General features: G+C 59.8%; 18 protein-coding genes. 11 read left to right on the forward strand and 7 right to left on the reverse strand.

The features are described from left to right. Positions 1-270 precede the first annotated feature (270 nt). Entirely contained in the window at positions 271-855 is a 585-nt protein-coding gene (locus tag HMPREF2944_RS04305; RefSeq protein WP_070680841.1) for an NAD(P)H-dependent oxidoreductase, read from the forward strand. Between the two features lie 265 nt (positions 856-1,120). Here HMPREF2944_RS04305 and HMPREF2944_RS04310 read toward each other — a convergent pair whose 3' ends face one another. After that, positions 1,121-2,557 (reverse strand): glyceraldehyde-3-phosphate dehydrogenase, encoded by a 1,437-nt coding sequence (locus HMPREF2944_RS04310; RefSeq protein WP_070680844.1) that lies wholly within the window; start codon positions 2,555-2,557, stop codon positions 1,121-1,123. A gap of 286 nt (positions 2,558-2,843) precedes the next feature. On the opposite strand from HMPREF2944_RS04310, the gene HMPREF2944_RS04315 reads away from it, so the two are divergent. The 4 genes from HMPREF2944_RS04315 (at position 2,844) to HMPREF2944_RS04330 (ending at position 7,054) form a co-directional block, all read left to right on the forward strand. Next, positions 2,844-3,779 carry a carbohydrate kinase family protein gene (locus tag HMPREF2944_RS04315; protein WP_070680847.1) on the forward strand — a complete coding sequence of 312 codons (936 nt, stop codon included), beginning with the start codon at positions 2,844-2,846 and terminating at the stop codon, positions 3,777-3,779. A gap of 109 nt (positions 3,780-3,888) precedes the next feature. Continuing rightward, positions 3,889-4,434, forward strand: coding sequence for a YbhB/YbcL family Raf kinase inhibitor-like protein (locus HMPREF2944_RS04320; RefSeq protein ID WP_070680850.1), 546 nt, complete (start codon positions 3,889-3,891; stop codon positions 4,432-4,434). Between the two features lie 93 nt (positions 4,435-4,527). Beyond that, positions 4,528-5,340 (forward strand): HAD family hydrolase, encoded by an 813-nt coding sequence (locus HMPREF2944_RS04325; protein ID WP_070680853.1) that lies wholly within the window; start codon positions 4,528-4,530, stop codon positions 5,338-5,340. A 196-nt stretch (positions 5,341-5,536) separates the two neighbouring features. Continuing rightward, entirely contained in the window at positions 5,537-7,054 is a 1,518-nt protein-coding gene (locus HMPREF2944_RS04330) for an ATP-binding protein (protein ID WP_070680856.1), read from the forward strand. Between the two features lie 109 nt (positions 7,055-7,163). On the opposite strand, the gene HMPREF2944_RS04335 is transcribed toward HMPREF2944_RS04330, so the two are convergent. The 5 genes from HMPREF2944_RS04335 to HMPREF2944_RS04355 all read right to left on the reverse strand — a co-directional run bounded on the left by HMPREF2944_RS04335 (position 7,164) and on the right by HMPREF2944_RS04355 (position 13,608). After that, positions 7,164-8,498, reverse strand: a complete 1,335-nt coding sequence (locus tag HMPREF2944_RS04335) for a uracil-xanthine permease family protein (protein ID WP_070680859.1) — start codon at positions 8,496-8,498, stop codon at positions 7,164-7,166. Positions 8,499-8,733: 235 nt separating this feature from the next. Then, positions 8,734-9,819 (reverse strand): acyl-CoA dehydrogenase family protein, encoded by a 1,086-nt coding sequence (locus HMPREF2944_RS04340; RefSeq protein ID WP_049347498.1) that lies wholly within the window; start codon positions 9,817-9,819, stop codon positions 8,734-8,736. Positions 9,820-9,848: 29 nt separating this feature from the next. After that, a complete protein-coding gene (locus HMPREF2944_RS04345; protein WP_049332333.1) occupies positions 9,849-10,373 on the reverse strand; it encodes a DUF4242 domain-containing protein in 525 nt (174 codons plus the stop codon). 247 nt (positions 10,374-10,620) lie between these two features. Next, positions 10,621-11,811, reverse strand: coding sequence for a Fic family protein (locus tag HMPREF2944_RS04350; protein WP_070680862.1), 1,191 nt, complete (start codon positions 11,809-11,811; stop codon positions 10,621-10,623). 336 nt (positions 11,812-12,147) lie between these two features. Next, entirely contained in the window at positions 12,148-13,608 is a 1,461-nt protein-coding gene (locus tag HMPREF2944_RS04355) for a peptide MFS transporter (RefSeq protein ID WP_070680865.1), read from the reverse strand. 310 nt (positions 13,609-13,918) lie between these two features. Here HMPREF2944_RS04355 and HMPREF2944_RS04360 point away from each other — a divergent pair, with 310 nt between their 5' ends. The 6 genes from HMPREF2944_RS04360 to HMPREF2944_RS04385 all read left to right on the forward strand — a co-directional run bounded on the left by HMPREF2944_RS04360 (position 13,919) and on the right by HMPREF2944_RS04385 (position 19,334). Beyond that, positions 13,919-14,251 carry a rhodanese-like domain-containing protein gene (locus HMPREF2944_RS04360; RefSeq protein WP_070681143.1) on the forward strand — a complete coding sequence of 111 codons (333 nt, stop codon included), beginning with the start codon at positions 13,919-13,921 and terminating at the stop codon, positions 14,249-14,251. 27 nt (positions 14,252-14,278) lie between these two features. Then, positions 14,279-15,838, forward strand: a complete 1,560-nt coding sequence (gene pabB, locus HMPREF2944_RS04365) for an aminodeoxychorismate synthase component I (RefSeq protein ID WP_070680868.1) — start codon at positions 14,279-14,281, stop codon at positions 15,836-15,838. A gap of 65 nt (positions 15,839-15,903) precedes the next feature. Next, positions 15,904-16,485, forward strand: a complete 582-nt coding sequence (gene pyrE, locus HMPREF2944_RS04370; RefSeq protein WP_005507935.1) for an orotate phosphoribosyltransferase — start codon at positions 15,904-15,906, stop codon at positions 16,483-16,485. 116 nt (positions 16,486-16,601) lie between these two features. Continuing rightward, positions 16,602-17,357 (forward strand): TrmH family RNA methyltransferase, encoded by a 756-nt coding sequence (locus HMPREF2944_RS04375; RefSeq protein ID WP_070680871.1) that lies wholly within the window; start codon positions 16,602-16,604, stop codon positions 17,355-17,357. A 265-nt stretch (positions 17,358-17,622) separates the two neighbouring features. After that, a complete protein-coding gene (locus HMPREF2944_RS04380; protein ID WP_070680874.1) occupies positions 17,623-18,438 on the forward strand; it encodes a hypothetical protein in 816 nt (271 codons plus the stop codon). An 83-nt stretch (positions 18,439-18,521) separates the two neighbouring features. Next, positions 18,522-19,334 carry a hypothetical protein gene (locus HMPREF2944_RS04385; RefSeq protein ID WP_070680877.1) on the forward strand — a complete coding sequence of 271 codons (813 nt, stop codon included), beginning with the start codon at positions 18,522-18,524 and terminating at the stop codon, positions 19,332-19,334. Between the two features lie 217 nt (positions 19,335-19,551). Here the strand turns inward: HMPREF2944_RS04385 and HMPREF2944_RS04390 are convergent, their stop codons facing one another. Beyond that, a complete protein-coding gene (locus HMPREF2944_RS04390) occupies positions 19,552-20,604 on the reverse strand; it encodes an ornithine cyclodeaminase (RefSeq protein ID WP_049344604.1) in 1,053 nt (350 codons plus the stop codon). Positions 20,605-20,698: the final 94 nt, after the last annotated feature.

The raw sequence follows: 20,698 nt of genomic DNA on the forward strand, positions 1-20,698 counted from the left end.
CTTCACGCTGCGGGCGCATCAGGGTGTGGTGTACCGCCGGCGGTAATTTGAAGGTCTCTTGTTACAGCGTATATACGGTGGTACTCTGTACCCTACCCGGGGCGGGAATACCGCCTATTCGTTTCCACATGGTGGAGAGCATACCTGAATAAAGTCCGTTTCATGTCAAGAAACGGGCTGATTCACAGCGTAGCAGCCCTGTACTGTTGAACAAGCGGCTGGAATACAGCCAACCATTCTCGTGGTGTTGAGTTTAAGGAGTGAACTACAGTGAATATTCTTTTGATCGACGGCGGTAAAGCATTCGCCCACTCGGCGGGTCGCCTGAACCACACCCTGCATCAAATAGCCCGTGATACGTTATCGGCGCTCGGTCATCAAGTGCGAGAAACTGTGATTGACGACGGGTACGATATTCAGCAGGAAGTAGAAAAATTCCAGTGGATGGATGCGGTCATCTGGCAGATGCCCGGTTGGTGGATGCACGAGCCGTGGACCGTGAAAAAATATATCGACGAGGTGTTTACCGCCGGCGCGGGTACCCTGTACACTAGTGACGGTCGCCACAGGGTTAGCCCCACTGAAGGATACGGCACCGGCGGTCTTCTTCAGGGTCGGCGGCATATGCTGTCGCTGACGTGGAACGCGCCTCGCGAAGCTTTTACCCGGGAGGGCGACTTCTTCGAGGGAGTCGGGGTAGATGCCCTCTATATGCACTTTCATAAGGCCCATGAGTTCATGGGGACTACCCAATTGCCCACCTTTGTTTGCTATGACGTGATTAAAAATCCGCAGGTCGAACAGGATCTCGCTGACTATACTGCCCACCTCAACGAGGTCTTCGGTCGGGCGTAAGGGTTTAAGCCTGCATGCCTTCATAAGCATGTCTGAGATGGATGCGGCAAACCGTCCGGTGCTCTCGAGCTTCACGCTGCGGGCGCATCAGGGTGTGGTGTACTGCCGTAAGGCGTAATTTACCGCTCACGCATCTCTTTGGAGCCTCTGTGCGGCACCGCTTATTTGCGTATATAACCTCATAAACAAACCCACCGGCAATATAGCCAATTGGCTATATATACCGGTGGGTTTGTTATATGTGTGCTAGATGAGCTGGGGTAGCTTACTTAGCGGGGTAGGAGGGGACGTCGTAGCCGCCCATACGCTCCAGAACGCGAATCACCTGGCAGGAGTAACCGAACTCGTTGTCGTACCAGACGTAGACAATCGCGGAGTCATCGGTCACCACGGTAGCCAGCGAGTCCACAACACCTGCGGTGCGGGAACCCACGAAGTCGGTGGAAACAGCCTCGGGGGAATCCGAGTAGCCCACCTGGCGGCGCAGCTCGCCGTCGATGGACTCGCGGCGGAACAGCTCGTTCAGCTCCTCAGCGGAACCTGCGGGCTTGGTCAGCTTCACGTTCAGGATTGCCATGGAGACATCCGGGGTGGGAACGCGGATGGCGTTACCGGTCAGCTTGCCTTCCAGCTGCGGCAGAGCCTTAGAAACAGCCTTCGCAGCACCGGTCTCGGTGATGACCATGTTCAGCACAGCGGAGCGACCGCGGCGGTCACCCTTGTGGAAGTTGTCAATCAGGTTCTGATCGTTGGTGAATGCGTGAACGGTCTCAACGTGGCCGCGCTCAACACCGTATGCGTCATCCAGAACCTTCAGCGCCGGAGTAATCGCGTTGGTGGTGCAGGAAGCGGCGGAGAGAATCTTGTCCTCATCGGTGATGACGTCGTCGTTCACGCCGAACACGATGTTCTTCATGTCGCCCTTGCCGGGAGCGGTCAGCAGAACACGAGAGATACCGGGGCGGTTCAGGTGCTGCTCCAGGCCCGGAACGTCGCGCCAACGGCCGGTGTTGTCCACCAGCAGAGCGTCCTTAATGCCGTACTCGGTGTAGTCGACAGTGGTCGGGTCCGAGGAGTAAATGAAGCGAACCGGAACACCGTTAGCGATGATGGTGCTGTTCTCCTCATCCACCTCAATAACGCCCTTGAAGGGGCCGTGAACCGAGTCGCGCTCCAGCAGGGAGGCACGCTTGACCAGGTCCTTATCACCGTTCTTACGCACCACCACAGCGCGCAGGTTCAGGCCAGAACCCAGCGGCGAGGAGGAACGCTCCAGCAGGATGCGGGCCAGCAGGCGGCCAATACGACCGAAGCCGTACAGCACAACGTCCTGCTCCTTCGGCTGGTCACCCTGGTGGTTCACGGAGGAACCCAGCTGCTCGGGCAGCCACATGGACAGCTCGGGGGAGCCAGCCTCACGGTGTGCCTTGTGCAGGGCAGCGATGTTAATCGAGCAAGCGCCCAGGTTCAGCTCAGTCAGAGCACGAACCAGCTCGAGGGAGTGCGCGGGGTTCAGGGGCGCACCATCAATGTGGGATACGAAATCGTGCAGCTTCAGCAGCTCAATGACGGACTTGTTGACCAGGCTGCGGCCGTGAATGCTCAGCACCACGCCGTTCTCGCGGTGCAGCTTACCGATGAGGGGGATCAGCTCCTCTGCGGTAGCCTCACGGTTAACCCAGGTAGCGGTTGCAGTCGTCACGTATGACCTTCTTCCTAACTTCGTTGTCGGAGGGTAGGCGCGACGATGCTGTCGCGTCAATACCGGGCCGGGCGTAAGACCCGGCGTCGGTTTAAGTCTAACCCGTACAAACCCTTCCAGAGCCTCAAAATCAGCGATATTGAGGCTAAAAGTCAGAAGAGACCGAAGGCAGTTTGTGAACCCACACGGCAAGCCAACAGAACCCGTCAGAAGGGAAAGCAAAACCACTTGAAATCCCCACAAAAACGCACTCTCCCGAACGGGCTGGCCGAGTAGAATTGAAACCATGTTGACTGTAATCGGTGAAGCACTCGTAGACGTCGTCCACCAGCACGACGGAGAAACCCACGCCTACCCCGGCGGGTCCCCCATGAACGTCGCCGTTGGCGCATGCCGCCTCGGCCACCCCACCAACTTTGTCGGCCACTACGGCCCGGACGCCTACGGTGAAAGCATCAACGCGCACCTAAACGCCTCCTCGGTGCAGCTGCCCTTCGAACCCACCGCGGAGCGAACCTCCGTCGCCCAGGCCACCATTGGCGCCGACGGTGCGGCGGAATACGAATTCGATATCGAGTGGGCCCTGGACGCTATCGCCGAGGAGCTGGCTGAACTGGCCCGCACCTCTGACGCGGTGCACACCGGTTCTATCGCCGCCATGCTTGAGCCCGGCGCACACGTTGTTGCGGCCGCCTTCGAGGCCGCCCGCGACAGCGCCCTGCTCAGCTACGATCCCAACTGCCGCCCCACCCTCATCCACGACGTGGAGCAGGCGCGACAGTGGGCCGAAAAGTTCGTCTCCCTCTCCAGCGTGGTCAAGGCCTCCGACGAGGATCTGCAGTGGCTCTACCCCGAGCGTTCCCTCGAAGACACCGCCCGCGCTTGGCTGGACCTCGGTGCCGAGCTGATGGTCATTACCCGTGGTGAGGACGGCCCCATCGCCTACAGCAAGAAATACCCCGAGGGTATTTCCCAGCCCGCCTACCGCGTTGATGTTGCGGACACCGTCGGTGCCGGCGACTCCCTCATGGCGGCTCTTATTGCGGGCCTGCTGGACCGCGGTATTGCCGGCCCCGAGGCTCGCGCCAAGGTTGCCGCACTGGCCGCCGAAGACATCGCCGACCTGATGCACTTCTCCGCCACCGCGGCGGGCATCACCGTATCCCGCGCGGGCGCCAACCCGCCCACCCGCGAGGAACTCGTCGCCGTTCTGAACGGCTAATAAATGGCGCGCGGCCGGCGGATAGCTCACCCTATCCGCCGGCATCGTCATATACACGGCCCCCTACCCCGTGAAAATACAACCACCGCGAGAAATCACGAGGAGAATCATGAGCTCCATTGGCCCCGCACCCCTGCCCCGCGAACCCTACGCGGGTCTGCCCGAACTGCCCGAATTCACCCTAACCTCGACCGACGTGCAGGACGGCGGCACCGCCCCCGAGTGGATGCGCTCCGCCCTCTTCGGCGTGGCAGGCGGTCAGGATCGCTCCCCGCAGCTGTCCTGGAGCGGATTCCCCGAGGGCACCAAGTCCTTCGTTCTGACCTGCTTCGACCCGGATGCGCCGGTCCCCAGCGGCTTCTGGCACTGGACTGTCTCTAATATTCCCGCAGAGGTGACCAGCATTGACACCGGCGCGGATGCACCTGCCGGCGCCCTGACGCACCGCAACGACGCCGGTGTGGCGGGCTTCCTGGGCGCTGCGCCTCCGGCTGGTCACGGCCCGCACCGCTACATCTTCTGCGTCACCGCCGTGGATGTGGAGAAGCTCGACATTGACGAGAACGCCAGCCCCGCCGTCGTGAACTTTAACCTGCTCGGCCACGGTCTGGGTCGCGCGTTCCTGACCGTCACCTACGCGGAACCGGCGGCATAGCGGCACGCCGGCACAGTCTCACCAGACCCGCGCCCTGACCAGTACCGTACACTGACCAGCACCGATACACCCCACCACTGAAGGCATATCTGCATGATTAAACTCATCGCCAGCGATCTGGACGGCACCCTCATCGGGCACGACTTCCGGTTCCGTCCGCGTACCTTACGCGCCCTTGAGGCCGCCCGCGCCGCCGGGATCGACATCGTCTTCGTCACCGGCCGCCCGAGCCGCTGGCTCACGCCCCTGCGCGAGCAGACCGACTTCGACTCCTACGCCATCTGCTCTAACGGTGCCGTGGTGTACCACCTGGGCGCGAACGAGGTGGAAGAAGTCAACGGCGCTGATCCCGTGGTGATTGCCCGTACTCACGAGCTGCTGGAGCCCATGTTCCCCGACGCCACCTACACCCTCGAAACCGTGGATACCGTCTTTATCCAGGGGCCGCACGAGGGCGGCGAGGTGCTCGAGGGCGCCCGCGTAGTGGAGGCGAAAATTGCCGAAGCGCTCGAACGTATCGGTTCAACCCCGGTCATTAAGTACCTGATTCGTGTGCCCGGCATGGACCCGGATATTCTGCAGGCACGCGTGCATCAGGCGGTCGGTTCGCTGGTGTCGGTGACCCGCGGCGTGGTCGGTGAGCCGCTCGTCGAGATGGGCTCTAAGACCGTGAATAAGGGGCGGATTCTGGAGAAGTTCGCGGCACGCCACGGCATTGAGGCGCACGAGGTGATGGCGTTTGGTGACATGCCGAATGACGCGGAGATGCTCTGCTGGGCGGGTGAAGGTTTTGCGATGGCGTCGGGTCAGCCGGCGCTCATTGCGAAGGTGGGGCGCACCTGCCCGCCCTTCCATGAGGACGGTGTGGCGCAGACGATTGAGGCGATGCTCGCCGAACGGTCCTAGGTGCCTAGCACTAGCTATCCAGCACGGGCCCTCCGGTGCTAGCTATCCAGCGCTAGCGGCTTGGTTAGCCTCCGCAGACATAACTTAGACATAAACTTTTATGTCTACACATAAAAAAATTTGAGTCTAGACATAAAAATTCATGTCTAGACTCAAATTTTTGTGTCTGATTTGTGTCTAGACTAAAATTTTTTGTATGAACAACGTGGAATGGACCCCCGAATGGCTTGCTGAAACCATCAAACTATTGCGTACTCACGGCAGTGATACGCAGTTTATTGAGGTTAAAAAAGCCCACGGAGGCTACCCGGGAAGCCTAGACGCAACCCTGAGTAGTTTCTCCAATAGTTCCATGGGCGGAATCATTATCTGCGGCCTCGACGAGAATAATGACTTTGCGCCTGTAGGCGTATACGACCCTGCAGACCTAGAAAAAACCCTCGGCAACAAGCTCCGCAGGGGCCTCAAGCCGCCGAACACCATGGAATCCGGCACCATCCTCTACGAAGACGCCAAAATCTTTGTTGCCGCAATCCCTCCGCTGCCTCCCTATGAACGCCCCGCCTACATTGGCGGTAAAGCGTACGTGCGTTCTGGCGACGGTGACCACGAAATGAGCCGCCATGAAACCGACCTGATGGTGGCTCAGCGGACACGCACCGGATTCGATGAGGAGCCGGTAGAATACACCTCCATTGCCGACCTAGACGAAGGCCTCAAAACTGCTTATCTGCGAGACATCCGTGCTAAATCACGCCGCCTCGCCGGAAGCTCCGATGAAGAGGTCCTCCGCCGCAAGGGAATTATTGCCCTCGGAACCGACAACCTTTCCCTTGCGGGCTTGTACGCCTTGGGTTCTTACCCTCAGGAGTTCAGGCCCTCGCTCAAAGTCACCGGAGTCGTCATCGACCCGAGCGGTAAAGCCCGCAACCTCGACAAATTTGAGGCGGACGGCCCCATCCCCGCCATGCTCGAAGAGACTCTGGCATGGGTCAAACGGAACCTGGCACACCCGGTTGTCGAACTGTCCAATGGGCACCTCATCAACGGGCAGGAAGTACCCGATATTGCCCTTCGCGAGATTCTGTCGAATGCACTCGTACACCGCAGCCTCAACCCCAAAGCAGATACCGAAGAGGTGCGCGTCAGGATTTTCCCTGACCGAATCTCTGTAGAGAACCCCGGCGGTCTGTACGGAATCACTCTCCAGCGTCTGCAAGAGTATGGCGAACGCTCCCGCGTGAATGACCGCCTGTATGACGTCTGCACGCATGTAACAACCCCTGACGACGGATACCGAGTCATCGAAGGTGAGGGTAGTGGCATCTACACGGCACAGGAGGCGGTGCGTCAGGCAGGGCTGAAACCCATCCAATTCATTGATGGGGTCATTCGTTTTACCGCGATTATTAGCAGGGAGCCTCTGGATGGTGCTCGTATCGCCGATGTTAGTTCACCGCAGCAGAAGTCGGAGATAGACCCGCGCCAATCGTCACCCACGGTTCCTAGTAACCGTCAGGAGGCGGTGCTCCTGGCTCTGCGCTCGCTACGCCCCCCCGCCGGTATCGAGGACATCATGGGTGCTCTTCCCGGGCCTTTTGCTGAGCTGCAGAAGCCGCAGGTCCGGTACGTCCTCACGAAGCTCCTTCAAGAAGGAGTCATTACCCGTGAAGGTGGTCGAGGTAACCGCAATACGACATACCGCCTGGCCTAACCGAATATCGGGCTAACGCGCAAAAGCGGCCCGGATGGAAACAATCCATCCGGGCCGCTTTTCTACAGCCTACGCCTCAGGAGTATTACTCCAACGGGCGGTGAAGAACTTAGTGTCCCTCAGTGCTCTTCTCAGGGTCGAAGGGCTCCAGCGGGTCGCCAGCGGCCTTCGTGTACTTCGCGATGAAGGTCATCAGGTGGAAGATAATCAGGGTTGCCGCGGTACCCAGTGCAATACCGGCGAAGGACAGCTCACCGAAGGTCCAGGTGTAGTCCGCAATACCCACAATCAGCGCCACAGCGGCGGTGGTCAGGTTGATCTGGTTCGAGAAGTTCACGCGGTTCTCGCTCCAAATACGTGCACCGAGCATACCGATCATGCCGTACAGCACGGTTGCGGCACCGCCCAGAACACCCGCCGGGACGGTCGCAATTGCCGCACCGAATGCGGGGAACATGGACAGTGCAATCGCGAAGATAGCCGCCACCCAGTACGCCGCGGTGGAGTACACCTTGGTCGCAGCCATCACGCCAATGTTCTCGGCGTAGGTGGTGGTACCCGAACCGCCGCCCATACCGGCAATGGTGGTTGCCAGGCCGTCAGCCATGAGGGCGCGACCCGAGTAGTCGTCCAGGTTTTCACCGCTCATCTGAGCCACTGACTTCACGTGGCCGATATTCTCTGCCACGAGCACCAGAATCACAGGGATGAACAGACCGGCGAGCTCCCAGTGGAACTCGGGGGTCTGGAAGTGCGGCAGACCGATGATGCCCTGAGTCTGCACAGCCTTGTCAATCTTGGAGAAGTCCACCTCGCCGCGAATCACGGCGGTGATGTAACCAACGCCCACGCCCAGCAGGATGGACAGGCGACCAATGATGCCCTTGAACAGCACAGAAATCAGGATGATGGAGCACAGGGTCACCAGCGCGGTCACCGGTGCCACCATGAAGTTGTCCTTGGCGCTCTTCGCCAGGTTGAAGCCAATCAGCGCCACAATCGAACCGGTCACGACCGGGGGCATGAGCTTGGTGAGCCAGCCGGTGCCGGCGAACTGAACGATCAGGCCGACCAGGAACAGCGCCACACCCGCCATGACGATGCCGCCGAGGGCGCCCGCCGGACCGTGCGAGTTCATGGCAGCCGCCAGGGGAGCGATGAACGCGAAGGAGGAACCCAGGTAGGAGGGGACGCGGCCGCGGGTAATCAGCAGGAAGAGGACGGTGCCGATACCCGAGAAGAACAGGGTGGTTGCCGGCGGGAAGCCGGTGATAATCGGCACGAGGAAGGTTGCACCGAACATGGCGACCACGTGCTGCGCACCGATACCGATGGTAATCGGCCAGGCGAGGCGCTCGTTCGGGGCGACGAAGGAACCGGGCTTAATGCTGCGGCCGTCGCCGTGAATCGACCAGTCGAAGCCGAAAAGCTTAGAGATGCTCAAAGGGAGCTCCTGAAGTGAATGTGGTGTATAAAATTCCACATTATTCTACGCGCCTATGGGCGTAGGTCACAGCTAAATGCCTATAAATATGAGCAGGGATACCCCTAAACCGCTTATATTCCCAATTCGCTATCTGATTGATGGGTGCGGGGCACATAAAAATACCGTCGCCCTCTATATGCAAGATATTGCATATAGAGGGCGACGGTATTGATGAAGACAGCGTCGCTAACGTTTAGAGAGCTTCCTGAAGAGCCTCGAGGTGATCGTACTTCGACAGCTCGTAGCGCAGGTGGCCCTCGGTCGGGGACTGCACCGGCAGGAAGGAAGCCTCACGCAGGCGGCGAGCGGTCGGGGACTCGGCCACGTAACCGGCACCTCCAACAACCTGCAGCTCAAAGTGAGTAGCAATGGTCGCGAAGTGCGAAACCCCCAGGCGCAGGCTCAGCAGGTCACGGCGCTCGGCGCGCTCCGGTTCGGACGCCAGGCGAATCAGCTCCTCCCGCAGGCTCTCGTACTCGGAGAGGATTAGCGGGAACTCGGGGCGGAAGATGCCCTTCGACACGTCCAGGTGCTTAGCGGCCTCCTGCAGAGCACCTGCGGCCAGGCCCAGGCAGAAGGAAGACTGAACCAGCAGGAACGGTGCGGTGACATCGTGCAGGAACGCCTCGAGGTTATCGCTCAGGATATCCTCGCTCGGCACGAAAACGTCCTCGAACTTCAGGGTGCCCGACTCGGTGCTGTTGAGCGCCAGCAGGTCGCGGTGGTAGTAAATCTCCAGGCCCGGCACATCCTGGCGAATCGTCACAATGTAGCGGTCCGGGTGACCCTCGGGAGCGTTCTCCAAGGCCACCGGCAGAACAATTACGCCGCTCGGGTACAGGTTCGATGCCCAGGAGATAGAACCGTTGAGCTTCAGGCCACCCTCAACGAGGGTGCCCTTCACCTTAATCGGCTCCAGACCCGACGCCTCCTTGTACGCCGCCGCCATCGCGGTGGTGCCGCTGACGGTCGCATTGGCCAGGCCCTCGGGCAGCTCGCGGCCCACGGCGTCGAAGAACGCGATGGTCGAACGGTGAGCCCAGAGCGAGAAGGCGGTGGTGGCGTCCTCGGTAGCCAGGTCGAATGCAACAGCGACCTGGGGAACCAGGGAGCCGCCGTCGCGACCCAGGGTAATCAGGCCGTCCTTGGCAATCTCACGGAGGGTCTCGAAAGGAGAACGCTCGCCGCGGTCAACGGCCTCCGCATTGGTGCGGGCGAGGGCGAGAACCTGCTCGCGCTGAGGGTAGTCGTACAGGGGTTCCAGGGTGAAGTCGGACATGTGGTTTCTCCTAAGCGGGGAGCGCGCGTCTATGCGTGCAGCTTGAACAGTCGGTCGATGGGGGTGCTGACGGCCTTGCGGGCGCGGACGACAGCGTCTTCGTCGGGTGCATCGTAGAAGCACAGGCACTTGGCGGTGTCTTCACGAACGTAGGTGCGCAGGAAGGAAACCTCGGGCACCTCGGCGTACTTGGGGGCGTTGGCCTTCTTACGGGTCAGGTACTGTTCCATGGTGATCTCTGCGGGGATGTCCCACTCGACCAGGTAGTCGGCGTCCTTCTTGAGCTTCTTGATGTCATCGAGCTCTGCGCCGACGAGGCGGACGGCATCGGGTCCTTCGACGGAGGCGCGCTCACCGATAGCTGCGGCGAGGTCGGGGCCGAATGCGGTGTTCTCGGCTTCGATGATGACGAAGACGATCTTGTGGTCTGCGGAGACCTGGGTTTCGATGAGCTCCGCGCCGTTGGTCAGGGAGGAGTTGACGGTCTCGATGAGGGCGGTTGCCTCTTCCTTGGACGGGTTAGCGGGGGTCAGTTCTACCAGGTACAGTGCCATGATGTTCTCCTTGGGAGGTTGCGTTGGGGTGGCCGGCCGCGTGTTTGTCCGGCCGTTCTGGAATCACCTTAGACCTGTAGTTGAGGGCTGTCTAATAGATGTCCGTTCGTGGCGTAATGAGTCCTTTTTTGACTCTGATTTCCGTCATGTGCGTTCACGCGGAGACATAAATCGTCACAGTTCCGCGCGCGGGAACCTGCCTGCGGCCGCAGAATTTTCGCGCGGGTTATCGAACCCGATGGCGCATCTATCCGCGGCGTCCTGCTCGTGCCGCAAAGTCATCGAGGGCGCGGTTGAGAGCGGGGACAGTCCACACTTTTTGCCCCTGAATTTTGACGCGTTCTTCACGCAGAATCTGCAGCTCCACCATGCGGTTGAGGAGGCGATACACACTAGCTCGGGACCCCTGCGTGTGCTCCTCCACCATGTGCGCAGTGAAGGCGGGCTCAGTGCAGCATAGGTCAGTGAGGGAACGCAGGAGAGGGGTTTTACGCTGGGCAATGGACAGCACCTCATCGCGCAGGGTTCCAATGTCTTGCGCCAGGATTTCTGCGTTGGTGATTGCCTTCTGCGCGGCGTCGATGAAGAGCTCGATGATGGGCTCAGCATCGCCTGCACGGTAGTCGGTGAGCGCCTGAATGTACCCGTCAGTATCGTGCAACAGCCCGGAGGAGACGGGCAGAATCACGTGGCGAGTGACGCCGCGGGCGAGCAGGAGCGCGGAGATGAGGGCTCGTCCGGTGCGGCCGTTGCCGTCGGTGAAGGGGTGAATCGTTTCAAATTGGGCGTGCGCGATAGCCGCCTGCGCGAGGGGATCAATATCGCGGCGGTTCATGAAGGCTACAAGGTCTTCGAGGGCGGCAGGAACTCTCTCGTGATGCGGTGCTACATAGTCGGCGGTTACCGGCGAATCACCCTTAATCCACACCCACTGGGTGCGGAGTACACCGGAGTCCTGATGCAGACCGCGGGTCAGTTCGCGGTGCATCGCGAGGATATTATCGACGCTAATGTTTTCTGCGGTATTCAAGGCTGCACGCATGGCGTGAACATTGCGCGCCACCAGCTCGGCGTTAACTCCGACCTTCGACCCGCTTGCACCCAGGACAGCTAGTGAGAGCCTGCGTGCGCTAACGGTGAGGTTTTCAATCTGTGAGCTGGAGGCGGATTCGCCGCGCAGAAGAACCGCGGAGAAGGGGATTCCGCCGATGTGGTGGAGCCGCTCATCGAAGCGGGTCATTGCGGTGGCGTTCTCTTGGAGGCGCGCTCGCAGTGCGGGGCTGAGTTCGACGTTGAGTGTGGCAATGGAGGCGGGTACGGCGCTGGAGAAGGCGCCGGAGTTGCGGCGCGTTGCGCGTCGGGAGGCGAGGGCGTCGCGGTGAACCCAGGGGGTTTGCGGCTCCCATGTGAGGGCGGGCCAGGTGATGGCTGTGGGCATGGTTCCTCCTCCCTCCTCCTCTTCATCGGTGTCGTCTTGCTGGTCGTATGGGGGGTCTTAATAAGACAATACACTTCGATTTTCTTATTAAGGCGCTTAATAAGAAAATCCGTGCGGATTGTCTCATTGAGGAAAACGCCCGGAGTGTGCATCCAAAGCCTCTTTACCCTTCCCCTCCTGAACCTGTCCTCAACATTTCGGCGCTCCGGCTACCGGCGCATACAGCAGGGCCCCGAACCCTTGGTAATTCAAGGATTCGGGGCCCTAGCCTATATGCGTTCGCCTACACGCTCACGCCGCCCGAAAGCAGCGAGTCAGCGGTACAGGCAAATGCGGTTACTTCACGCCGCGCATGAGCTTCTGAACCGGCTTGTGCACCAGGAACAGCAGCACACCGGTCGCGATGGTGATAATGCCCATCCAGGTGAAGTAGGGAACTTCAGTTTCCATGCTGTAGAACGGAGCCAGCCAACCGGAGAGCACGGTACCCATTGCCACGGAGGTGAAGTACAGCGCCATCATGTTCACGCGGTGCGCCTTCGGTGCGAGCTTGGTCGCCAGCGAAATACCCACCGGCGAAATAATCAGCTCAGCAATGGTGCAGACGAACAGAATCAGCACGATCCAGCCGACGTTCACGCTCTGAACGCCCGCCTGAGCGAGGAAGATCCAGAACGCCAGACCAATAATGATCAGCGCTGCGGAGAACTTCAGGGTGGTGACCGGCTGGCGGTCACCCCACTTGGTCCACAGGGCGGAGAACATCATGCCGAAGATGATGATGAAGATCGGGTTGATGGAGTTGACCAGGTTCGGGCTCAGCTCCATGCCCAGGATGTTCCAGTTGAGGCGCTCATCCGAGTACACCGCCATGACGGTGAACTGCTGCTGGTACAGTGCCCAGAACACGGCGTTTGCAATCCACAGGGGGATGAACGCGGTGACGCGGGAACGCTCATCGGAGGTGACGTCCTTGGCGGTCAGCATCTGTGCGAACAGGGCGATAGCGCCGATGAAGATGAAGCCCATGACCCAGTTCTTGAGGTTATCTGCGGTCATCAGACCGGTCGCCAGCAGGATGCCGAGAACGACGACGATACCGACCAGTGCCAGGGCGAAGTTGCGCTTCTGGGCGCTGGTGAAGGGGGTGCCCACGTGGTGTACGGAGGCGGGCAGGTTCTTGCGGGTCAGCGCGTACTGGGTCAGGCCGGCGGCCATACCGATGGCAGCCAGGCCGAAGCCGAGGTGGAAGCCACCGGCAGTCCAGCCCCAACCGGTCAGGAGCGGGCCGAGGAGTGCACCGGTGTTCACGCCAATGTAGAAGATGGTGAAGCCCGCGTCGCGGCGTGAGTCGTTGTCGCTGTAGAGCGAACCGACCAGCACGGATGCGTTACTCTTCAGGCCGCCGGAGCCGATAGCGACCAGCAGCAGACCAATCACCACGCCTGGCACGCCGGGGATGAGGGAGAGGGAGATGTGGCCCGCCATAATGCCAATAGCGGAGTAGAAGAGGGTACGCTCGGGGCCGAGGAGGCGGTCACCGAGGATACCGCCGAGGATTGCCATGAGGTACACGACTGCACCGTATGCGCCGATAACGCCGGTGGCGAGGTCCTTGTCGAGGCCCAGGCCGCCCTTGTCGGCGGTGTAGTACAGGTAGTAGATCATGATGCCCTGCATGCCGTAGAAGGAGAAGCGCTCCCACATTTCTACGGTGAACAGGTTCGCGAGCATACGCGGGTGGCCGAAGAAGGTCTTGGTGTCCTTGGGTTCGGCACCTGTGATGGTGTGAGACATGGTGGTAATTCTTTTCTGTGCAAGCCCGGGGTTCTGTGTGACCCGGACAATATATTTACAAGTGTATACCCTTACCCATGTATATGTATACATGGTACACACCCATATTTCACAGAATAAACTCTTAGTCAGTGCATGAAAAACCATTTCGATTTTTTCGTATGCACTGCTTCTGAATCTCACAAACCCCCAAATACCGGGCTAGATGCGCCACGCACCCCCAACGCGATAGAGTGGAACCACAACTATGTCCGCGGTGCACCAGCCCGTGCCGACCGGCGCATTTTTAACCATTTCAAAGGAGAACCCCATGTCTGTAGTACCCCAGGTTGACCCCCGCGACGTTCCCGCCGGTGCGACCATTATCGACGTTCGTGAAGACTATGAGTGGGAGGGTGGCCACGTGACCGGCGCAAAGCACATCACCCTCGACACCATCGCCGAGCGTCTAGCCGAGCTGCCCGCACCGGGCGAGGACTTCTACGTCATCTGCCACGGCGGTGGCCGTTCGAACCGCGCGGCAACCTTCCTGCGCGGATGCGGCTACGCGGCCCACAACATTGCTGGCGGCACCAGCGCATGGTTCGCCGCCGGTCTGCCGATGACCAGCGAGAACGGCGAAGCTCCCGCGGTCGTTCACTAAACCGCCGGTTCGCCTGCACGCCATACAATGGAGTCCGTGACTGAAACTTCCGCGGACCGTATGTTTTCTACCTCGAACGCTCCCGCTTCTGCGCCCGATTCCCACGCCCTGCCGAGTATTCTGCAGAGCATCCCGTGGGATGCGCAGACGCGGGAGCTTGTCGTGCGCCCGCTGCCTTTCGCGGTGAACTGCGAGGACGCGTACCCGCTGCTGGCCGCCGGTGCCGAGTACTCGTTCTGGCTGGATTCGGCCCGCGAGGAGTCGCCCATGTCGGTCGCCTCGTACGTGGGTGTGGTTCCGGCGCAGCTGTCGCCCCTGCGCGTGGATTCGGCGCGCGCGGCGGCTGAATCCGGCGCGGAAGACCCCTTCGCCCAGCTGGAGGCGGCGCTCGCCCGCGCACCGCGCGTGCACCCGGATACCGCGGCGGCAACCGGTCTGCCCGCGGGTTTGCGCGGCGGTTACGTGGGCTATTTCGGCTACGAGGCGCGTGCCGCCATGGGCATGGAGCATGGCCACCCGGTGCCCGGCTACCTGCCGGCGCACGAGGCGCCGACCCCGGATTCTCTGTGGTTGCCGGCGGTCCGCTACCTGGCGCATGAGCATGCGCGCCCGGGGGTTGCGGCGCGAAGCTGGCTGGTGGGCGATGAGCCGTGGTGTGAGGCGGCGGAGCGGCTGTTGCGCGCGGCGGGGGAGAGTGCCTCAGATAATGCCCCCGTAAATACCCCCGAGCTCGCCGAGCCCCTGCTCTTCCCTGCACCCGCCGCGGAAGCCTACATGGATGCCGTTCGCGCTAGTCAGCACGAAATCTACGAGGGTAACAGCTACGAGGTGTGCCTGACCGCGCAGACGAGTGCGCGCATCCAGAACCCGAGCCAGGAGCTTTTCTTTGAGCTGTATCGCCGCCAGCGCGCCCACAATTCGGCGCCGTATGCGGCGTATCTGCGGTGCGGTGATTTTTCGGTGCTTTCTTCTTCGCCGGAGCGTTTTTTGAGCGTGGATACGCACCGCAACGCCCAGACGAAGCCGATTAAAGGCACGGTGCCGCGCGGCGCCACCCCGGAGGAAGATGCCGCAGCGGCGGCATGGTTGCGTACCGATGAGAAGACCCGCGCCGAGAACCTCATGATCGTGGATTTGCTACGTAATGACCTGTCTACGGTGTCTGACCCGGCGTCCGTGCGCGTGCCCGTGCTCATGGGTGTGGAGAGCTATTCGACGGTGCATCAGCTGGTATCTACGGTCAGCTCGCGCCTGCGCGAGGGAATTTCCGCGGTGGCTGCCGCGCGGGCGTGCTTCCCGGGCGGCTCGATGACGGGTGCCCCGAAGCCCTCGACCATGCAGATTATTGAGGGCCTGGAGGGTCGCGCTCGCGGCGTGTATTCGGGTGCTCTGGGTTTTGTGTCGACGGATGGTTCGGCGAACCTGTCGATTGTGATTCGCACGCTCGTGGCGCACGATGATGGCACGGTGACTCTTGCCGCGGGTGGCGCTATCGTGGCTGATTCCGACCCGACCGCCGAGTATGAGGAGATGCTGACGAAGCTGCGTGCTGCGTTGCCGCCGTCGGTGGGCCGCGTGGTGGAATAGCCTAGCGCTGGAATAGCACAGGGAATAGCCTGCGCCGCCTGCACGTGAGCCGCTACACTTGAACTATGACTAAGCTTTCTGAAAACCTCCCCATTGAAGAAGCCCGTGAACGCCTGCGCCAGCTGATTTCTGAGCTGGCTGTGGTGCGCGGGCACGTGGTCCTCGCCTCCGGCAAGGAAGCCGACTACTACGTTGACCTGCGCCGCATCACCCTGCACCACGAGGCTTCTCGCCTGGTCGGTCAGGTCATGCTGGACCTGCTGGATAAGAACGGCATCGAGTTTGAGGCCGCTGGCGGTCTGACCATGGGTGCTGACCCGGTGGGTACCGCGATTATGCGTGCCGCTGGTGATCAGGACCGTGCGATTGATGCGTTTGTGGTGCGTAAGGCTCAGAAGTCTTACGGCATGGGTCGTCAGGTGGAGGGCCCCAGCGTTGAGGGTCGCCGCGTGGTTGCTGTTGAGGACACCTCCACTACCGGTGGTTCGGCGCTGACCGCTGTTGAGGCGCTGCGTAAGGCTGGCGCTGAGGTTGTGGCGGTTGCTGTGATTGTTGACCGTGCAACCGGCGCTAAGGAGCATGTGGAAGAGGTCGCGGGCGTTCCGTGCCTGTACGCATACTCGAAGGATGAGCTGGGCCTGGACTAGTCTCTACTGGCTTGGACTTAGGACCTCGTGAATTTTTAAGACGTTCCCGTTGCGGCGGGTGAACCCGTGCCGCTGGCTGCTGTGTGTGGCTGGTGGTGCGGGTTTTTGTCTGTAAGATGGCTCTGTGGGCGCCGGTCGTGGCGCTGGTTGTTGGCGTGAAGGTGGTTGTGATGGTTGAGAATCGTGAGGCGGCTGAGGCTGTACCTGCTGAGGCGGCTGTAGCTGAGGCTGTTGAGGGCACTGAGCAGGGTACTGCCCGTTTTGAGGTGGGTGTGGGCCCGTGGGAGGGTCCGTGGCCTGAGGGCGACCATTGGGATGAGGAGCTGCTGCGTGAGGGCGACCGCCGTAACGTGGTGGATAAGTATCGTTACTGGTCGATGGACGCGATTATTGCTGACCTGGATACGCGCCGCCATGATTTTCATGTGGCGATTGAGAATTGGCAGCATGATTTGAATATTGGCACGGTGGTGCGTACTGCGAATGCGATGTTGGCGAAGGAGGTCCATATTATTGGGCGTCGCCGCTGGAATCGTCGTGGTGCGATGGTAACGGATCGTTATCAGCATGTGCGTCATCATCCGACGATTGAGGATTTTGTGGCGTGGGCGCATGGTGAGGGTCTGGAGATTATTGGTATTGATATTTTTCCGGATTCGGTGCCCCTGGAGACGTATGATCTGCCGAAGAAGTGTGTGCTGGTTTTTGGCCAGGAGGGCCCGGGCCTGTCGGAGGAGTTGCATGCGGCTGCCAAGGATACGTTGTCGATTGAGCAGTTTGGGTCGACGCGTTCGATGAATGCGGCGACGGCTGCGGGTATTGCGATGCATGCGTGGGTTCGCCGCCATGTGTTTGGTCAGATTCCGTCGTAGTTTGGCGGCTGTTGGTTAGGTGTTTAAAGGTTCCGATGCGTTGTGTGCGTGTCGGAACCTTTTTCGTTGTGGTTTGGGCGGCTTAAACCACGCATGGAATTACCTAGGCGTGTTAGTGTTAACGCAAATCACAGGAGATGTGAGAATCGCACTCTCAATTTCGGTTTGGGGTGTGCGATGGATTTCCTGACTTCGGCTCGCCAATGGTTGCGGGCTGTGGATATGAATGACCGCGGCGTCATTCCCCTGAAAGGAGTCGGTAACAATGAAGAAATCTTCTGCCCTACTCGCCTGCTTTGCTTTAGCTGTAAGTTCCTGCGCCGCTGCGCCTAAAGATACTAGCCTCAAAGCCCAGCTGGATTTTGAAAATAACTACATTACTCTTCCGCTCGACGAATACGACATGAGTGACCAGGCCCTAGATATAACATATAGGGCGTATTTGTTGATTCTTAAAGAGTGCTACGCGAAAAAGGGATACGATTTTGAAATTCTAGAAAACGGCTTCGTTTCTGGCGACGCCTCCCAGTACGGCTCCTGGAATGTGAAGCATGCGGCGAATCATTTTACGTCCAGCAAAGTCAGAGAAGAGCAGTCTAGGATTTATGACAGCATCCCTGAAGACGTCAAGGCCAGCTGCCGCGAAGAGCATCGGGAAGAACTGAATGCGCTCAAGTTTGATGAGGCTGATGAGGAAAAGTACCGCCCCGTCCGTCGTATCAGTGGCGAAGCGTACCAGCGTGCGCAGGGTGACCCTGAATGGAAGAAAGCCCGCTCAGATTGGTGGGACTGCCAGCGTGAGGAAGGGTTGACGCCTCGCACCGGGGACGGTGAATGGACGAGCAAAGAAACGGCCAATCTGAATGCTGATGATCCCAAAGTGTTGGAGGAGGTTATCCGCCTGGCGACCATTGAAGCTCAATGTAGTGAGAAGGTGAGGTTGGCTCAGCGTTTGGGTGATCTTGAGGCGTCCTATCAGGGTCCTTTGATTGAGAAGAATCAGGCGTTGCTGAATGATTTGAAGGCCTATCGTGACGCGAAGATAGCCAAGGCGCGTGAAATTATCGCCACCCACCAGTAGATATCAGCGACAAGCAGATAGGAGCCCTTGGGATAATTGGGGTAACTCCGTTTGAACGTCGAGGTATGGAGGAGGAAAAGCCTATGCGTAAGGCTCTCTCTGCGGTAACAGTATTCTGCCTGCTGGGGGCGTGCGTGTCCTGCTCCAGCAGTGCCGAGCGGGACACCTCACGAAAAGCTGTTCTCGACTATTCAAAGAACTACGTACACCTTCCACTGGACGAGTACGCCTTTGACGAACTCACACTCCGTACGGTGAGCACGGCGTGGCACACGCTCATGTCCGAGTGCTATGCGCACCACGGGCAGTCCTATGCCGTGCCCTCAGTAGACACCCCGCAACCGGGAGGCCTGTACGGCAGCTGGAATGTCGAGTACGCCAAAAAGTACGGGTACTCCCAGAAGGAATCCCGAGGCTCAGACGATTCAGCATCAGACGACATCAACACCCGGTGCCAAGAAGAGGTGAAAGCCGCATTCTCTGACGTCGAACTGGACGAAAAAGAATACCGGTTCGTAGGAGAGCTCAACTCACAGGCATACACCTACGCCTCCCAAACCGATGAGTGGAAAAATATCCGCTCAGAATGGTGGACCTGCCTGCGTGAACGCGGACTAACCCCCAGGGAAGGAGAGCGCGACTGGACGTCCGAAGAAAGCGCACATCTCATGACTTCTTCCCAAGGCAACGAAGAAGCTAAGCCGGAGGAAATTCGCCTCGCAACGATCGAAGCGGAATGTAACCAGAAGGTGGGTATGGCTCAGCGCCTGGGCGATATTGAGGCGTCCTACCAGGGGCCTCTCATCGAAAAGAACCAGGCGAAGCTTAACCAGTTGAAAGAAGAGAAAGAAAAGCGTGTGGCGAAGGCGCGCGAAATTATTGCCACCCGCCAGTAGCCGCACCCGCTGAAGGGCAGAACGGGCGAACCAGCCGCAGATTGCGCACAAGTTACCCACAAGAAAATCCGCGCACACGAAAATTTCACAAAGAAGGAGCCGGGGAGTGTCACCACTCCCCGGCTCCCGCTGTATCCACTCTCAACCTCGCAGCCCATGCCAGCGCACCTACAGGCCCGCCAGCTCAAGGCCGCTCAGCGTCAGGTCGCTTAGCCCTTTAGCCCACCGGAACGTTAACGTTCACCAGCGAGTACAAATCCTTCGGATCATCCGGGCTAGCAACCAGGTCAATGAACTGCTGCAGGTCGGTGTCCTGCGTAGCCGCACGGGCATAACGCAGACCCGAGAAGTCAGAAATCGCGAAGCCCACCGAATCAAACAGGGTAATCTGCTCATCCGACACGCGGCCCGGCTCCTCACCGGTCAGAACCTTCCAGAACTCCACCACCGGGAAGTCCGGGTCCTTCTGCTGAATCTCGCCCTCAATGCGGGTCTGCGGCGGGAACTCAACAAACACGGTGGAGCGGTCCAGAATTTCGCTTTCCAGCTCAGTCTTGCCGGGGCAGTCGCCACCAATAGCGTTCAGGTGCACGCCGGGCTTTACCTGGCGGTCCAGCAGAACCTTCGCCTGCTGCTTATCGGCGGTGCAGGTGGTGATGATGTCTGCACCCTCGACAGCCTCGTCCACGTCCTTAGCCAGGTGGATGCGGAAGCCCAGCGGCTCAAGGTTACGGCGGAACTTCTCCATCGCGTGCGGATCAACGTCGTAGACGGACAGGTCCTCAATGCCGAGCACAGCGCGCATACCCAGCGCCTGGAACTCAGACTGCGAGCCGGTACCGATCATCGCCATCTTCTTCGAATCCTTGCGTGCCAGGTGCTTAGCAACCATGGCGGACACGCCGGCGGTACGCAGCGCGGTCAGCAGGGTCATCTCAGCCAGGAACACCGGGTAGCCGTTGTCCACGTCAGCGAGCAGACCGAACGCGGTCACGGTCTGGAAGCCGCGTGCCGGGTTCGACGGGTGGCCGTTCACATACTTGAAGGAGTAGGTGATGTTATCGGAGGTGGGCATCAGCTCAATCACACCGAAGGGGGTGTGGGAGGCGACGCGCGGAATCTTGTCGAAGCTCTGCCACTTCTTGAAGTCTTCTTCGAGGAAGTCGACCATGCCGGCAATGATGTTGCCTACGCCGTCCTTCTGAATCCACTTCGCCATCGAGGCGACATCAACAAATTCCACCGCGTGTGCGCTAGGACGTTCAGTCATGATTTTCTCCTTTGAATAATTATGCTGCAAACAATGCGTTGGCAGTGAGTGCGTTTAGCGCGGATATTAGCAATAATTATGCCAAAAATATTCC

The organism is Rothia sp. HMSC072E10, from assembly GCF_001813965.1.
Classification (GTDB): Bacteria; Actinomycetota; Actinomycetes; order Actinomycetales; family Micrococcaceae; genus Rothia; species Rothia mucilaginosa_A.

Excerpts from the sequence above, each read along its gene's own strand:
- HMPREF2944_RS04385 (WP_070680877.1), top strand. The coding sequence starts at position 18,522 with ATGCGTAAGGCTCTCTCTGCGGTAACAGTATTCTGCCTGCTGGGGGCG.
- HMPREF2944_RS04350 (WP_070680862.1), bottom strand. The coding sequence starts at position 11,811 with ATGCCCACAGCCATCACCTGGCCCGCCCTCACATGGGAGCCGCAAACC.
- pyrE (WP_005507935.1), top strand. The coding sequence starts at position 15,904 with ATGACTAAGCTTTCTGAAAACCTCCCCATTGAAGAAGCCCGTGAACGC.
- HMPREF2944_RS04340 (WP_049347498.1), bottom strand. The coding sequence starts at position 9,819 with ATGTCCGACTTCACCCTGGAACCCCTGTACGACTACCCTCAGCGCGAG.
- HMPREF2944_RS04360 (WP_070681143.1), top strand. The coding sequence starts at position 13,919 with ATGTCTGTAGTACCCCAGGTTGACCCCCGCGACGTTCCCGCCGGTGCG.
- HMPREF2944_RS04330 (WP_070680856.1), top strand. The coding sequence starts at position 5,537 with ATGAACAACGTGGAATGGACCCCCGAATGGCTTGCTGAAACCATCAAA.
- HMPREF2944_RS04380 (WP_070680874.1), top strand. The coding sequence starts at position 17,623 with ATGAAGAAATCTTCTGCCCTACTCGCCTGCTTTGCTTTAGCTGTAAGT.
- pabB (WP_070680868.1), top strand. The coding sequence starts at position 14,279 with ATGGAGTCCGTGACTGAAACTTCCGCGGACCGTATGTTTTCTACCTCG.
- HMPREF2944_RS04325 (WP_070680853.1), top strand. The coding sequence starts at position 4,528 with ATGATTAAACTCATCGCCAGCGATCTGGACGGCACCCTCATCGGGCAC.
- HMPREF2944_RS04320 (WP_070680850.1), top strand. The coding sequence starts at position 3,889 with ATGAGCTCCATTGGCCCCGCACCCCTGCCCCGCGAACCCTACGCGGGT.
- HMPREF2944_RS04315 (WP_070680847.1), top strand. The coding sequence starts at position 2,844 with ATGTTGACTGTAATCGGTGAAGCACTCGTAGACGTCGTCCACCAGCAC.
- HMPREF2944_RS04345 (WP_049332333.1), bottom strand. The coding sequence starts at position 10,373 with ATGGCACTGTACCTGGTAGAACTGACCCCCGCTAACCCGTCCAAGGAA.
- HMPREF2944_RS04390 (WP_049344604.1), bottom strand. The coding sequence starts at position 20,604 with ATGACTGAACGTCCTAGCGCACACGCGGTGGAATTTGTTGATGTCGCC.
- HMPREF2944_RS04375 (WP_070680871.1), top strand. The coding sequence starts at position 16,602 with ATGGCTCTGTGGGCGCCGGTCGTGGCGCTGGTTGTTGGCGTGAAGGTG.
- HMPREF2944_RS04355 (WP_070680865.1), bottom strand. The coding sequence starts at position 13,608 with ATGTCTCACACCATCACAGGTGCCGAACCCAAGGACACCAAGACCTTC.